The organism is Caballeronia sp. KNU42 (assembly GCF_053760385.1).
Genome location: NZ_CM132388.1, coordinates 1,620,890 through 1,635,989 on the forward strand (window position 1 = coordinate 1,620,890; position 15,100 = coordinate 1,635,989).

At 60.5% G+C, this 15,100-nt stretch carries 11 protein-coding genes and 1 pseudogene; 5 read left to right on the top strand and 7 right to left on the bottom strand.

Annotated features, from left to right (window positions below; translation table 11 throughout):
• Window positions 1-198 precede the first annotated feature (198 nt).
• Window positions 199-1,854 carry a methyl-accepting chemotaxis protein gene (locus ACSOSP_RS07210; RefSeq protein ID WP_455310327.1) on the bottom strand — a complete coding sequence of 552 codons (1,656 nt, stop codon included), beginning with the start codon at window positions 1,852-1,854 and terminating at the stop codon, window positions 199-201.
• 318 nt (window positions 1,855-2,172) lie between these two features.
• Here ACSOSP_RS07210 and ACSOSP_RS07215 point away from each other — a divergent pair, with 318 nt between their 5' ends.
• The 3 genes from ACSOSP_RS07215 to ACSOSP_RS07225 all read left to right on the top strand — a co-directional run bounded on the left by ACSOSP_RS07215 (window position 2,173) and on the right by ACSOSP_RS07225 (window position 4,367).
• Window positions 2,173-3,417, top strand: coding sequence for an MFS transporter (locus ACSOSP_RS07215; protein WP_455310328.1), 1,245 nt, complete (start codon window positions 2,173-2,175; stop codon window positions 3,415-3,417).
• Window positions 3,418-3,558: 141 nt separating this feature from the next.
• Window positions 3,559-3,864 (top strand): hypothetical protein, encoded by a 306-nt coding sequence (locus tag ACSOSP_RS07220; RefSeq protein WP_455310329.1) that lies wholly within the window; start codon window positions 3,559-3,561, stop codon window positions 3,862-3,864.
• Window positions 3,843-4,367, top strand: a complete 525-nt coding sequence (locus tag ACSOSP_RS07225; RefSeq protein ID WP_455310330.1) for a helix-turn-helix transcriptional regulator — start codon at window positions 3,843-3,845, stop codon at window positions 4,365-4,367. The genes ACSOSP_RS07220 and ACSOSP_RS07225 overlap by 22 nt, the downstream gene beginning before the upstream one ends.
• Window positions 4,368-4,378: 11 nt before the next feature.
• On the opposite strand, the pseudogene ACSOSP_RS07230 reads toward ACSOSP_RS07225, so the two are convergent.
• The 5 genes and pseudogenes from ACSOSP_RS07230 to ACSOSP_RS07250 all read right to left on the bottom strand — a co-directional run.
• Window positions 4,379-6,286: pseudogene (locus ACSOSP_RS07230) on the bottom strand (propionate--CoA ligase); the annotation flags it as partial.
• Between the two features lie 118 nt (window positions 6,287-6,404).
• On the bottom strand, window positions 6,405-6,899 hold the full coding sequence (locus ACSOSP_RS07235) for a hypothetical protein (RefSeq protein WP_455310331.1): 495 nt from the start codon (window positions 6,897-6,899) through the stop codon (window positions 6,405-6,407).
• Window positions 6,896-7,111 (bottom strand): hypothetical protein, encoded by a 216-nt coding sequence (locus ACSOSP_RS07240; RefSeq protein WP_455310332.1) that lies wholly within the window; start codon window positions 7,109-7,111, stop codon window positions 6,896-6,898. The genes ACSOSP_RS07235 and ACSOSP_RS07240 overlap by 4 nt, the downstream gene beginning before the upstream one ends.
• A gap of 283 nt (window positions 7,112-7,394) precedes the next feature.
• Window positions 7,395-8,180: a 5'-methylthioadenosine/adenosylhomocysteine nucleosidase gene (locus ACSOSP_RS07245; RefSeq protein WP_455310874.1), complete on the bottom strand. Its 786-nt coding sequence runs from the start codon at window positions 8,178-8,180 to the stop codon at window positions 7,395-7,397.
• A gap of 2 nt (window positions 8,181-8,182) precedes the next feature.
• Window positions 8,183-10,543 carry a UvrD-helicase domain-containing protein gene (locus tag ACSOSP_RS07250; RefSeq protein WP_455310333.1) on the bottom strand — a complete coding sequence of 787 codons (2,361 nt, stop codon included), beginning with the start codon at window positions 10,541-10,543 and terminating at the stop codon, window positions 8,183-8,185.
• Window positions 10,544-10,741: 198 nt separating this feature from the next.
• Between ACSOSP_RS07250 and ACSOSP_RS07255 the strand changes: the two genes are divergently transcribed.
• On the top strand, window positions 10,742-13,624 hold the full coding sequence (locus ACSOSP_RS07255) for a valine--tRNA ligase (protein ID WP_455310334.1): 2,883 nt from the start codon (window positions 10,742-10,744) through the stop codon (window positions 13,622-13,624).
• Between the two features lie 217 nt (window positions 13,625-13,841).
• The gene (gene galU, locus ACSOSP_RS07260) at window positions 13,842-14,723 is read left to right on the top strand and encodes a UTP--glucose-1-phosphate uridylyltransferase GalU (protein ID WP_031360614.1); all 882 of its coding nucleotides are present in this window, start codon (window positions 13,842-13,844) and stop codon (window positions 14,721-14,723) included.
• A gap of 84 nt (window positions 14,724-14,807) precedes the next feature.
• Here the strand turns inward: galU and ACSOSP_RS07265 are convergent, their stop codons facing one another.
• A complete protein-coding gene (locus ACSOSP_RS07265) occupies window positions 14,808-15,035 on the bottom strand; it encodes a sulfurtransferase TusA family protein (RefSeq protein ID WP_031360613.1) in 228 nt (75 codons plus the stop codon).
• Between the last annotated feature and the right edge of the window lie 65 nt (window positions 15,036-15,100).

The following is a 15,100-nucleotide window of genomic DNA, read 5'->3' on the forward strand; positions in this document are numbered from 1 at the left end:
ACGTTTCTCCTTGTTGTGCCGTTCTCGCTGCGGCTAAAGGTTCAACGTTGCGGTTTATCCAGATGAAGCGATAACGCGTGACAGGTGTTTTCACTTTCGCGAGACCGGGCGCCCTGCCGCGCCCGTCGCGAATTCTAGAACAAAGGCTTGCCGCTCGGCAAGCCTTTGTTCGTTCATCAGTGTGCACACCGCGTTACATCACGCCAGCTGAAATTTGCCCACCAATTGTTTCAACGCATGCGCCTGATCGTCCAGCGACTGCGCGGCAGCAGCCGCTTGTTCGACCAGCGCCGCGTTCTGCTGCGTGCCCGCGTCCATTTGCGTCACGGCGAGATTGATTTCCTCGATACCGCTGCTCTGCTCCGCCGACGCCGCCGAAATCTCGCCCATGATGTCAGTTACGCGCTTGACCGCCTTCACCACCTCTTCCATGGTCGTGCCGGCTTCGTGGGCGAAGGTCGAGCCATCGGAAACACGCGCCACCGACGTGTGGATCAAACCCTTGATTTCCTTCGCCGCCGCCGACGAACGTTGCGCGAGGTTGCGCACTTCCCCGGCGACGACCGCGAATCCACGCCCCTCTTCACCCGCCCGTGCTGCTTCGACGGCTGCATTGAGCGCAAGAATATTCGTCTGGAACGCGATGCCCTCGATCACCCCGATAATGTCGCCAATGCTCTTCGCGCTCGCGTTGATCTGCTCCATGGTCGCCACCACGCGTCCGACCACCACACCGCCCTTCTCCGCAATCTCGGATGCGTTGTAAGCGAGCGAGCTCGCCTGCTTCGCGTTCTCGGCGTTCTGGCGTACGGTGGACGTCAACTCCTCCATGCTCGACGCGGTCTTTTCAAGCGCGACCGCCTGCTGCTCCGTGCGCTGCGACAAGTCCACGTTGCCCTGCGAGATTTCGCTCGACGCCGACGCGATCGCTTCCGCGCTGGCCGCAATTTCGCCGACCGTCGTCGATAAATCCTTCTGCATGCCCGAGAGCGCATGGAGCATGCTGGTGTTATCGCGCTTGGCGATCGTAATGCGGTTCGACAAGTCGCCTGCCGCGATCCGGCTCGCGATTTCCATCGCGTAGACGGGTTCGCCGCCGAGTTGCTTTGCAATGCGCCGGACGACCCATTCGCCCACTACGAACGCCAGCACGATCAGCACGAGCGTCAGCACGGCCACCATCACGAACGATGCGTGATAAATGGCATTCGCCGATTCGATAGTCGCCTTCGCTGCCGCGCCACGCTGTTCTATGAGCCCATTCACGAGCTTTTCCAGCTTGGCCGTTGCCACCAGCAGCGAGACGTCCATGATTCCGACCTGCCAGTTCATCTGCGACAGGTCGAGCGGTTGTTCCTTCACCAGTTTGACGAAGGTGCGCAGGTCAGTGCTCCACGCGCCAACGGCTGTCGCCAGGCGTTTCTGGTCGCCAGTCGGGTCTGCGTAATTTTGCAGGTTGTGTTGCCCGCGGCCGATATCGGCGAGCGCATGTTCGACGTCCGCGCCGAGTTCGTCGCGCTCCTTCGCGGTGGTCGCGGTGAGCAGCATCTTTTGCGAGCGGCTCGCGCGCAGCACGGCGCTGCGCAGTTCTTCAACGTCCCGGCTGGCGACATACCCCTCGCGATAAATGGATTCCGTCGAACCGTTGAGGCGGCTGATCTGCGTCAGCGCGATCACGCCAATAGCCAGCGTGCCGACCAGCAACAACGCGAACGCGAGACGCAATGACGCCTTGACGGACAACGAACGGCCGCTTGTAACGGCGATCTTGGCCATCGCCCGGGCGGTGGCTTTGGCGCCGCCGTCGGGAATAAATCCAGCGCCGGGATTGCCCAGCCGCGAAAACGCTTTCATCTGTTTAATTCCCCAATTTTGATTGGCATCGCGCGGCCTGCTTCTTGGGCGGGTCACACGGCTACATCAATGGTCTACGGCGGGAAACGGCGCTTCTTTAGGCGTGTTTTCCCCACAGGCCGCAACTGATGTCCGTCTCACCAAAACCGGGCGCGCACGCGCCAGGTATGGGCAAACTGATGTCCGTTTCGCGACAAAATTTGGCCGGACAATGCGTAGAGGACACATTAAAATTATTACGAGACGGCGCATTGCGGCCTGGTCCGCGCGCTTCAGGCAGACAACGAAATACGACGAGAGACGAATCGAGCCACCATCATGCAGACAAGTATCGATAAAAGCGCCCTCGGCGGCGCACCCGCCCTGAGCCCTGCCATTCCACGCACCGCCTTCTCCGTGCTCGGTGCGATCAGTTTTGCGCATTTGCTCAACGACATGATCCAGTCGCTGATCCTCGCCATCTACCCGATGTTCAAAAGCGAGTTTTCGTTGTCGTTCGGGCAAATCGGCTTGATTACGCTGACCTACCAGATCACGGCGTCGCTGCTGCAGCCGCTGGTCGGCTTATATACCGACAAACATCCGAAACCGTATTCGCTGCCGGTCGGCATGGGTTTCACGCTGTGCGGCTTGTTGCTGATGTCGATGGCCGGAAGCTTTCCGGTATTGCTGGTCGCCGCGGCGCTGGTCGGATGCGGATCGTCGATATTCCATCCCGAATCTTCCCGGGTGGCGCGCATGGCGTCGGGCGGACGCCACGGGCTTGCGCAGTCAGTGTTCCAGGTCGGCGGCAATGCGGGCAGTTCGCTTGGGCCCTTGCTGGCCGCCTTGGTGGTGATGCCGCATGGGCAACGCAGCATCGCGTGGTTCTCGGCTGCCGCACTCCTCGCCATCTTCGTGCTGGCCAACATTGGCCGCTGGTATCAACGCCATCCGGCAGTGAAGAAAGCGCGTGCGTCGGCTGCGGTGTCTGCATTGCCGCGCAATAAAGTCATCATCGCGATGACGGTCCTGATGCTGCTCGTGTTCTCGAAGTACTTCTATCTGGCGAGCATCAGCAGCTACTTCACGTTCTACCTGATCAGCAAATTTCAATTGCCGGTGGAAACCGCGCAGGTGCATCTGTTCTGGTTCCTCGCGGCAGTAGCAGTGGGCACGATCGTGGGCGGTCCAGTCGGCGACAAGATCGGCCGCAAGGTTGTGATCTGGGTGTCCATCCTGGGCGTCGCGCCGTTCACCCTCATGTTGCCGTTCGCCAACCTGTTCTGGACCGGCGTGCTGTCGGTGGTGATCGGGCTGATCCTGGCATCGGCGTTCTCAGCCATCCTCGTTTATGCGACCGAGCTGATTCCCGGCAAGGTGGGCATGGTGGCAGGGTTGTTTTTTGGTCTTGCGTTCGGCATGGGCGGCATCGGCGCTGCAGTGCTAGGCCATCTGGCTGACGCGACGAGCATCGACTATGTCTATAAGGTTTGTTCGTTCCTGCCGCTGATCGGAGTCCTGACGATCCTGCTGCCGAATACCCGGGATGCGAAGGAAAAAACGGTAACGGCAAAAGCGTGATGATCACGGTCATGTGAGCAGAACACACAGTCGACCGGCGAACGCACAACTCTAAAACGAGTTTTCGTATCGACGTTCCAGGCGCCCCATCAGGTTGTCACTTGACAACCTGATGGGGCGCCTCTACTATTGGGGCTAACGATGACTCGATCACAGCATCAGAAGAAGGAAATTGAAGAAGCACTGCGGCACGCGGAAACGCATGGCTGGCGCGTCGAACAAGGAGGAAGCCATGCCTGGGGCCGGATCTATTGCCCCTACAACACGGTCGAGTGCCGTTGCGGCGAGTTCTGCATCACCAGTGTGTGGAGCACGCCGAAGAATGCGGTGAATCATGCGCGAGCCATCAAGCGCGTGGTCGACAACTGCACGGTTCAATCACGCAAGGTTTCCGCACAATCTACGGTCTCAATTAAGGCAACGCCATGGAATATTCGTTCACATTGAAGTACCGGTTATCGGACAGCGACTGCGACCACGAAGCATTGATCGGACGCCTAGGCGCCGCAGGATGCGACGACGCATTGATCGGCGTAGGTCAGCCGGGCCGGATCGCACTGGCATTTACGCGCGAGGCTGACAGCGCGCAAGCGGCACTCATGAGCGCATTAAAGGACGTCAAGTCGGCCATTCCGTCTGCCGCCCTGGTGGAAGCTTCACCGGATTTTGTCGGCTTGACCGACGTCGCCGAGGCCATCGGCGTATCGCGGCAGAACATGCGCAAGTTGATGCTGACTAACGCAGATACCTTTCCATCACCAGTGCACGAGGGCAGTACCGCCATCTGGCATCTGGCGGAAGTCATGGACTGGCTCAAGGCAAAGGGTACCTACCAGCTCGAGCAAGCGGTTCACGACGTTGCGGAGACCACCATGCGCGTCAATCTCACAAAAGAGGCGCAGCGGCTCACGTCCCGGGCGGAGCATGAGTTAGCTGCTTTGGTAACGTAAGAGAAGCATTTCTACCGCATCAAGGCTTCCTTCACCTGGACCAGCGCCCCGGCATCTTCGATCATCGGCAGATCGCCGGGGTCGCGCCCTTCGGCCAACGCGGCAATCGCCCTTCGTAGCACCTTGCCTGACCGGGTCTTGGGTAGCATCGCCAGGAAATGGACTCTGGCGGGACGGCCGATCGCACCCAAATGCGCATCCACGCTCCGGAAAAGTTCACCTTCAATCGCTTCACGCGCGCCCTGTGCGTCCAAGGCCTGGGCATCGCGTAAAACGACGAAGGCCAGTGCGACTTGTCCTTTCACTGCGTCAGCCACGCCCACCACCGCCACTTCAGCCACGGCCCGATGACTGCTTAACGCCTCTTCTATTTCGCGCGTGCCCAGCCGATGCCCCGCCACGTTGATCACGTCGTCCGTGCGTCCGAGGATGGAGACGTAACCGTCTTCGTCGGTCACGCCCCAGTCGAAGGTTGAATAAAGATGCTGCCCCGGCACGCTCTCCCAATACGTCTTGACGAAGCGCGAATCGTCGCCCCATACCGTCTGCATGCAACCCGGCGGCAACGGATAGTCGAGCGTGATCACGCCCTTCTCACCGGACGCGCAGATTTCACCCGTCGCCTCGTTTCGCACGGTCAAAGCAAAGCCCATGGACGGTACGCCTGGCGAGCCTAGCTTCTGCGGCAACGCTTCAATACCGCGTGGAATCGCGATCATCGGCCAGCCGGTTTCGGTCTGCCAGTAGTTATCGACTACCGGCTTTTTCAATGCGCCTTGAATCCATTGCGCCGTAGGTTCATCCAGCGGTTCGCCGGCCAGGAACAACGTTCTCAGGCTCGACAGATCCGCCTGCTCCATCAGCTTCGGGTCCTGCTTCTTGAGCACGCGCAGCGCGGTCGGCGCGGTGAACATGAGGTTGATCTTGTGCTGCGCGATGATGCGCCACCAGATGCCGCCATCGGGACGAATCGGCGTGCCTTCGTACATGACCGTTGTCAGGCCGGCAATCAGCGGTGCATAAATGATGTAGCTGTGCCCGACCACCCAGCCCACATCGGACGCGGTCCACATGGTCTCGCCGGGCTTGCCCTGGAAGATGTGTTCCATCGATGCCGCCAACGCCACCGCGTACCCGCCCACATCGCGTTGAACGCCCTTCGGCTTGCCGGTCGTCCCTGACGTATAGAGCACATACGACGGTTCATTCGATTCGAGCCAGACACAGGGAATGTGAGCATCGAAGAACTGTTCGCGCAACGGCTCGTAGGACACCAGGTACGGCGCCTGCAACCGTTCCGGCGCGAGCTGGCGGTCTATCAGCAATACCTGCGGCACCTTATGTGTGGCGCGCGCCAGCGCTTCATCCACGAGCGGTGTGTAATCGATCACCTTGCCCGCACGCGCACCGGCGTCGGCGGTCACGATCAGCACGGGCGTGGCGTCATCAATACGCGCCGCCAGGCTTGGCGCCGCGAACCCGCCGAACACGACCGAATGGATTGCGCCGAGCCGCGCGCAGGCCAGCATCGCGAACAGGGCTTCGGGGATCATCGGCAGATAGATCAGGACACGCTCGCCCTGACTCACGCCAAGCGAGCGCATGACGGCGGCCATGCGATTCACTTCGGCGTGCAGCTCGGCATAGGTGTAGCGGCGCTCGATGCCCGTTTCCGTCGATACATACACCAGCGCATTTTGTTGAGCACGCGCGGCGAGATGCCGGTCGACAGCGTTGTGGCAAAGATTCGTCTTGCCGCCGACAAACCAGCGCGCAAACGGTGGATTGCTGTGATCAAGCACCTGCTCGAACGGCGTTTCCCAATGGATGCGCCGCGCCTGTTCGCCCCAGAACGATTCCGGATCTTCAATCGAACGGCGGTGAGCTTCACGATAAGTCGGCATTCGAACCCCTGTCTGGTAGCGGAACGCTTCTCGCCTAAATCAGGTTCAGGCGACGAGCGAATTGCTCCCGAGCATAGTTCAGGCCGGGGGGCGCTGCTAGAGAGGGACGGCCCTGAGTCGACGGCTGCTGGTGCTACGGCATCTGCATGCGCGGCTTATCGGTTGATCGGGATTTCTCCAGATCGCTTGCCGAATGCTTGAGCAGCACCGGCGCGAGGTCGCCGGCCACCCGCATGCTGGAGACCACGACCATTCGCACGCCGCTGCCCTCGGTCGCCGCGCGCACGGCTTCCCGCGTCGACGCCCGGGCTTCTATCTTCGGCTCGATCACAATGAATCCGCGGCAATAAAGCGCGAGTGTTTCCCGGTGCGAACGCAGCCAGGCATTGCGAAGGCGGGTGTCGTCGGCGGTTTCATCGGCGTCGTGGTCGGAGACGATCACAAACGGCGTCTTCAGCGATAACAACCGCTGCATCTCGGCGCCCCAGCCGAACGCATAGCCCGGCTGCACGGCGCGCCGGCGCAAGCGCACGAGCGGAAAGCGGCTGGCGTCGTGCATGCGCTGATTGGGGACATCGGACCCGTCAATAACGATGGACTTGGCCAAGGGAGATTGGATAGCAATCACAGCGGTCTCGTACTCCAGAAATTCATGGCTATTGCAAGGTTTGCGACTATCGGACGACGTGAAAACCGGGGTGGCCGGGGCTGCGTGGCCATATCGCTAACGGGCTGCGCCGCTGCGGCGAGCCATGCGCGACGCGTGGTCTTGATCATCCGTGCGGCGTTCGCGGACATTGCGCGCTGTGCCCGGCTGGAATCGGGCGTCGTTTCGGTCATGTGGACCTCCTGTCGTCCGGAGCATTGTAATTGCGAATCATTCTCACTTACAAGAGAGAATTTTGGGGAGCGAGTCGGGGGAGATGCGAAGGTGATGACGAGATGCGCCGCTCTGCACTGAAGGCGGCCGGTTGGAGAAGATGGCAGGACCGGCTTGGCCTACCGCGGCGTAGGCGCTCCCGGACGCGGATGAAAACGCGGCGCTTTAACCGGGTATTCCGGCGCGGTGCAGAAGGTACGCCGCGCTCAGAAGCGAATGACTACACGCCGAGGAAAGCGCTGTTCAGGAAGGAAGTCGTACGTCGCCGGGGGAATCCCAAGCGGCCAAAAACCGTCGCAAGATCCCCGACGAATAGGTTCCGCCGAGCGCATGCAGAAACTCAAGAAAGGATTCCGGCGCATCGGCATCCGCAGTATCGGAGACCGTGCGCACGACCGCGCACCGGACACCGTGCTCGAAACACACTTGCGCGAGCGCCGCGCCTTCCATCTCGACAGCCAGCGCATCCGGCAACGCTGCACGCAGCGCATTCACCTCATCGTGGCTCGATACAAACCGGTCGCCGCTCACGATCAGCCCGCGATGCAACCGCGGCGGATGCACACCAAAACGCGCCTCCAATGCAGCATGTTCATCGGCGAGAAATGCCGTGCATGCTGCTGCCAGCGCGGCGTTCAGCTTATCGTCGCCGGGAAAGCACGCCATGCCCAGCAACGGCACTTCAAAGCGCGGAAACAACGGCGATGCGTCCAGGTCGTGCTGCATCAATGTCTCGCCGATCACGATATCGCCTACACGCACGTCGGCGCGAACGCCGCCGGCCACGCCCGTGAACACGATGGCGTCAACATCGAACAGATGGATCAACGCGCTCGCCGTCGCCGCGGCCGCCACCTTCCCCACGCGTGCAAGCGTGACCACGCACGGCACCCCATGCGCGATGCCGACGTGATACTCGCGCCGGCCGATGGTTTCGGTACGCACTTCACCGGCCGCGTGCATCGCTTCGATCAGGTCGCCCAGTTCCTGCGGCAACGCGGCCATGATGCCCAGACGCTTCACGCCCATCGTCATTCCACCGCCTGCAGCTTCGCCACCGCCAGCGCGAGCCACTTCTCGCCATGGCGCTTGAAGCGGACTTGCGCCCGAGCATCGGTGCCTGCCCCTTCGAGTCCGATCACCGTGCCTTCGCCGAACTTGTTGTGAAACACGGCCTGACCGACCTTGAAGCCGGTGTCGGCAGCGCGCTGATTGTTGGCGAACGCGGGCAAGGGTTTGCCGGCATCGGGATCAGCGTACGCGGCGCGTTCCTTGTCGGGCCGCGCAAACCAGTCGCGGCCCCAGCCGGCGTTGTCCGACCGGCCGCCCCAACGCGCGCTCGCCTCCACCTTCGGCGTGAGCCACTTGAGCGATTCTTCCGGAAGTTCATCGAAGAAACGGGAGCGAATGTTGTAGCGCGTCTGGCCATGCAACATCCGGCTCTGCGCGAACGACAGGTACAGCCGCTCCTTCGCCCGCGTGATGGCCACGTAGGCCAGCCGCCGCTCCTCTTCGAGCCCGTCGGTTTCCTGCGCGCTGTTCTCGTGCGGGAACAGGCCCTCTTCCAGCCCCGTGATGAACACCGCCATGAATTCAAGGCCCTTGGCGGCGTGCACCGTCATCAATTGCACCGCGTCCTGCCCGGCTTGCGCCTGGTTATCGCCGGCTTCGAGCGATGCGTGCGACAAGAAACCGGCCAGCGGCGTCATGGTGTCGGGATTTTGCGCAGGATCGGCGGGACTTGCCGGGTCGAGCACATCGATGGACGGATCGTCGGTCGCCAAGCCGATTTCCGGCGCGTTCGTCGCACCCGGGCGAAGCGGAATGGAACGCGCGGGGGTATCGAGCCCGTAGCCTTCCTCCTGCACGAACGCCGCGGCGGCGTTCACCACTTCCTGCAAGTTCTCCAGCCGGTCCTGGCCTTCGCGCTCGTTCTCGTAGTGCGTCGCGAGACCGCTTGCGCGAACCACATATTCGACGGTCTCCGGCAGGCTCATCTGTTGCGTTTCGGCGCGCATTTTGGCGATCAACTGCGCAAACGCGCCGATGCTCGAACCCGCCTTGCCCATCACATAGGGAACGGCCGCAGCCATCGAACAGTTGTAGAGGCGCGCAGCGTCGGCGAGTTGCTCGATCGACCTTGCACCAATGCCGCGCGTCGGAAAATTCACGACGCGAGCAAACGCGGTATCGTCGTTCGGGTTGTCGATCAGGCGCAGATACGCGAGCGCGTGCTTCACTTCCTGGCGCTCGAAGAACCGCAAGCCCCCGTACACGCGATAGGCGATGCCCGCGTTCACCAGCGTGTGTTCAATGGTCCGCGACTGCGCGTTGCTTCTATACAGGATGGCAATTTCGCCGCGCGCGGCGCCCGCATGGATCATCGCCTTGATCTCCTCGACGATCCACCCCGCCTCCTGCGTATCGGTCGCGGCCTCGTACACGCGCACAGGTTCGCCGTGACCGGCGTCGGTCCGAAGATTCTTGCCGAGGCGCCGCGAATTCTTGGCGATCAGGAAGTTGGCGGTATCGAGAATATGACCGTGCGAGCGATAGTTCTGCTCGAGCTTGATCATATTGCGCACGTTGTACTCGCGCTCGAAGTCGTGCATGTTGCCGACGTTCGCGCCGCGAAACGCGTAGATGGACTGATCGTCGTCGCCAACTGCGAAGATCGCGTTGTGTTCGCCGGCCAGCATTTTCAGCCACGCGTATTGCAGCTTGTTCGTGTCCTGGAACTCATCGACGAGGATGTTGCGAAAGCGCGCCTGATAGTGCGCCCGCAGCGGCGGATTGTGCGCGAGCAGTTCATAGCAGCGCAGCAGCAGTTCGGGAAAATCGACCACACCTTCACGCTGACATTGCTGCTCGTAGGCCGCGTACAACTCGACGAACTTCATGTTGAAGGAATCGGTTGCGTCGACGTCCTTCGGGCGCAGACCTTGTTCCTTGGCGTTGTTGATGAAGTACTGGAGATTCTTGGCCGGATATTTCTCGTCATCGATATTCAGGCCCTTCATCAGCCGTTTGATGGCTGACAACTGGTCCGACGTATCGAGGATCTGGAATGTCTGCGGCAGGCCGGCGTCGCGGAAATGCGCGCGCAGCATGCGGTTGCACAGGCCGTGAAAGGTGCCGATCCACATGCCGCGGGTGTCGATAGGCATCATCGCGGTCAGGCGCGCCATCATTTCCTTCGCGGCCTTGTTCGTGAAGGTGACCGCGAGAATGGTCGGAGGCGACGCGAATCCCTGCTGGATCAGCCAGGCGATACGCGTAATGAGTACGCGCGTCTTGCCGCTGCCCGCGCCCGCGAGGATAAGCGCCGGCTCGTTCGGCAGCGTGACGGCGGCTAGTTGTTCAGGGTTCAGATTGACGAGCAGATCGGGCATGGGGGAGTTTTCCGGTGGGACAGCTATTATAAATCGGTGGGGGAGTCGTCGTTGACCGTTGGATTTGAGACCGCCTCCCGTCAGCCTCTCAACCACCCCAAGCGCCACGAAGCGCCTTCCCACCGACCCCACCCTGTCTACACCTTATAATTCCCCGACCCCCGCTTCTTTTACGCATTTTTCGGCAGATTCCACCCCATGAGTGACAACACGAGTGACAACACGCTTGCGAAGAGTTTCGAGCCCCAGAACATCGAGTCCCATTGGGGCCCGGAATGGGAAAAACGTGGCTACGCCGCGCCGACCCTGATTGAAGGCCGAAAAGATTTCTCGATCCAGCTCCCGCCGCCGAACGTCACCGGCACGCTGCACATGGGTCACGCGTTCAACCAGACCATCATGGACAGCCTCACCCGCTACCACCGCATGCTCGGCGAAAACACGCTGTGGCTGCCGGGAACGGATCACGCGGGGATCGCGACGCAAATCGTCGTGGAGCGGCAACTCGATGCGCAAGGCGTGTCGCGCCATGATCTCGGCCGCGAGGAATTCCTGAAACGCGTCTGGGAATGGAAGGAGAAATCGGGCTCGACCATTACGGGTCAGGTGCGCCGCCTGGGCGCATCCATTGACTGGTCGCGCGAATATTTCACGATGGACGACAAGATGTCGCCCGTCGTGCTCGATGTGTTCGTGACGCTGTACAAGCAAGGCCTGATCTATCGCGGCAAGCGGCTCGTGAACTGGGACCCGGTGCTGGGCACCGCCGTCTCGGACCTGGAAGTGGTCAGCGAAGAAGAAGCCGGTAGTCTCTGGCACATCCAGTATCCGCTGCCGGACGGCTCCGGCCACGTGACGGTCGCCACCACGCGCCCGGAAACCATGCTCGGCGACACCGCCGTGATGGTTCATCCGGAAGACGAGCGCTACGCGCACCTGATCGGCAAGACCGTCATGCTGCCGTTATCGAACCGGGAAATCCCGGTGATCGCCGACGATTACGTGGATCGTGAGTTCGGCACCGGCGTGGTCAAGGTCACTCCCGCGCACGACTTCAACGACTATCAGGTCGGCCTGCGCCACAAGTTGCCGATGATCGAGATTCTCACGCTCGACGCAAAGATCAACGACAACGCGCCGGAAAAGTATCGCGGCATGGATCGTTTCGACGCGCGGAAACAGGTCGTGGCCGACCTGGAAGCGCTCGGCCTGCTGGAGTCCGTCAAGCCGCACGGGTTGATGGTGCCGCGCGGCGACCGCACGGGTGTGGTGATCGAGCCCATGCTCACCGATCAATGGTTCGTCGCCATGAGCAAACCGGCGCCGGAAGGAACCTTCCATCCAGGTAAATCGATCGCTGAAACGGCGCTCGATGTGGTTCGCAACGGCGAAATCAAGTTCGTCCCGGAAAACTGGTCGACGACCTATTACCAGTGGCTCGAAAATATCCAGGACTGGTGTATCTCCCGCCAACTCTGGTGGGGCCATCAAATTCCGGCCTGGTACGGCGATAACGGCGAAATCTTCGTGGCGAAGACCGAAGAAGAAGCCCGTGCGGAAGCCACGGAAAAAGGCTACACCGGCGCGCTCAAACGCGACGACGACGTGCTCGACACGTGGTTTTCGTCGGCGCTCGTGCCTTTTTCTTCACTCGGCTGGCCCAACGAGACGCCGGAACTCAAGCACTTCATGCCTTCCTCAGTGCTCGTGACGGGTTTCGACATCATCTTCTTCTGGGTCGCCCGGATGGTGATGATGACCACGCATTTCACCGGCAAGGTTCCTTTCGACACCGTCTACGTTCACGGTCTCGTGCGTGACGCGGAAGGCCAGAAGATGTCGAAGAGCAAGGGCAATACGCTCGACCCGATCGATATCGTCGATGGCATCGACCTGGAAACGCTCGTCTCCAAGCGAATCACCGGGCTGATGAACCCGAAGCAAGCCGAGAAGATCGAGAAAAAAACCCGCAAGGAGTTTCCGGACGGGATTCAGCCATTCGGCACGGACGCGCTGCGCTTCACCATGGCGTCCATGGCGACGCTCGGTCGCAACGTGAATTTTGATCTGGCAAGGTGCGAGGGATACCGTAACTTTTGCAATAAGCTGTGGAATGCTACCCGTTTTGTTCTGATGAATACCGAGGGCCACGACTGTGGGTTCGGCAAGCCGGAGGAATGCGAGGCAGGCGATTGCGGACCGGGCGGATACCTCCACTTCTCGCAGGCGGACTTCTGGATCGTGTCGCTTTTGCAGCGCGTGGAAGCCGAAGTGGAGAGGGGTTTCGCCGATTACCGTTTCGATAACGTAGCAAGCGCGATCTATAAATTCGTGTGGGACGAGTACTGCGACTGGTATCTGGAACTGGCCAAGGTGCAGATCCAGACCGGTGCGCCGGAGCAGCAGCGCGCCACGCGCCGCACCCTCCTGCGCGTGCTGGAGACGGTGCTGCGACTCGCGCATCCGGTGATTCCGTTCATCACGGAAGCCTTATGGCAGAAGGTCGCGCCGCTGACGGACCTGTACCCGCAAGCAGCACAGGACGGGCAGAGCGCGTCCATCATGATTCAGCGCTACCCGGTCGCACAACCGTCTAAGATAGATGAATCGTCTGAACAGTGGGCCGCTGAACTGAAGACCATTATCGATTCATGTCGTAATCTGCGTGGCGAGATGAATTTGTCGCCGGCGCTCAAGGTGCCGCTGCTGGCAACCGGTGACGAGGAACGGCTCAAGTCATTCGCGCCTTATGTCCAGGCGCTGGCGCGTTTGTCGGAAGTAAAGATCATTGCCGACGAATCCGCGCTCGACGCGGAGGCAAGTGGCGCGCCAGTTGCTATCGTAGGAACAAACAAGCTGGTGTTGAAGGTGGAAATCGACGTTGCGGCCGAACGCGAACGGCTCACGAAAGAAGTGGACCGGCTGACGCAGGAAATCGCGAAGGCCCGTGTGAAGCTGGAAAACGAGAGTTTTGTAGCGCGTGCGCCGGCTGCGGTGGTCGAGCAGGAGCGCAAGCGTCTGGCGGAGTTTGAGTCGACTGCTGACAAGCTGAAAGCGCAGTTGTCGCGGCTTCCGGCGTAGGCTGCTTCGGCGTTCCTGGCCGGCCCAGCGTGGCCGGCCGGGACCTGAAACCGACCGACTGCTTGTTCCGCCTTATAGCAAAGTGCGTATTTATGCTTGAAGAATTAATCTCGCCGCACTTTTTTATCAACGCATCAACCTGCATCATGGTATCTGCTTCCATGCCGACCGTTTCAGGCTTGACGTTTAAACACGATAAGAGGATCAGGGTCATCAAATGCTAAAAGTTACGAAAGCGGTTTTCCCGGTTGCGGGTCTCGGTACCCGATTCCTCCCCGCGACCAAGGCCAGCCCGAAGGAAATGCTGCCCGTCGTCGACAAACCGCTGATCCAGTACGCGGTGGAAGAGGCCATGGCGGCCGGCATCACGGAGATGATTTTCGTGACGGGCCGCAGCAAGCGCGCAATCGAGGATCACTTCGACAAATCGTATGAGATCGAAGCCGAACTGGAAGCCCGCGGCAAGCAAAAGCTGCTCGATCTCGTGCGCAGCATCAAACCCAGCCACGTGGATTGTTTCTACGTGCGCCAGGCCGAAGCGCTCGGCCTGGGCCACGCGGTGCTTTGCGCGGAAAAGCTGGTGGGCGACAACCCGTTCGCCGTGATTCTCGCGGACGACTTGTTGTACGGCACGCCGCCGGTGATGACGCAGATGATCGAAGTATTCGATCACTATCACAGCTCGGTGATCGGTGTAGAGGAAATCCCGGCTCAGGATTCCAAGTCATACGGCGTGATCGACGGGAAAGAATGGGAAGACAATATTTTCAAGCTGTCGGGCATCGTGGAAAAGCCGGAACCTGAAGTCGCGCCGTCGAATCTGGGCGTGGTCGGGCGGTATGTGCTGAAACCGCGCGTCTTCGATCACATCCGTGCATTGAAGCCGGGCGCTGGCGGTGAGTTGCAACTGACGGATGCGATCCAGTCGTTGCTTGCTGATGAACAAGTGCTCGCTTACAAGTATCACGGCACACGTTTCGATTGCGGCAGCAAGCTTGGCTATTTGAAAGCAACAGTGGAATTCGCGCTTCGCCATCCGGAAGTGGCAAAGGACTTTCAGGAATACCTGAACACGCGTTCGCCGCATCTGCTCGGCTAAGCGTTGTCGAGGCCTAAGCCGTAAAAAAAATGCCCATGATTAAATTCATGGGCATTTTTTATTGACCTTCAGACGTTCAGACGATCAGCGGCGTCGCATCAAAAACGTGAAAACCTTGTCGTGCGACGTCGATTCCACCAACTCATTGCCGGTCTGCTTCGAAAACGCAGCAAAGTCGCGTTGCGAACCCGGATCGGTTGCCAGCACTTTCAATATCTGACCGCTCTGCATATCGGACAGCGCCTTCTTTGCCCGCAGGATGGGCAGCGGGCACATGAGCCCGCGCGCATCGACTTCCTTGTGCACTTCCATCGAATTGAGCCTTGTTCGAACCCGCTAGTGATTCCGCTTAATGAGGGTTCGATTTTACCCCAGTG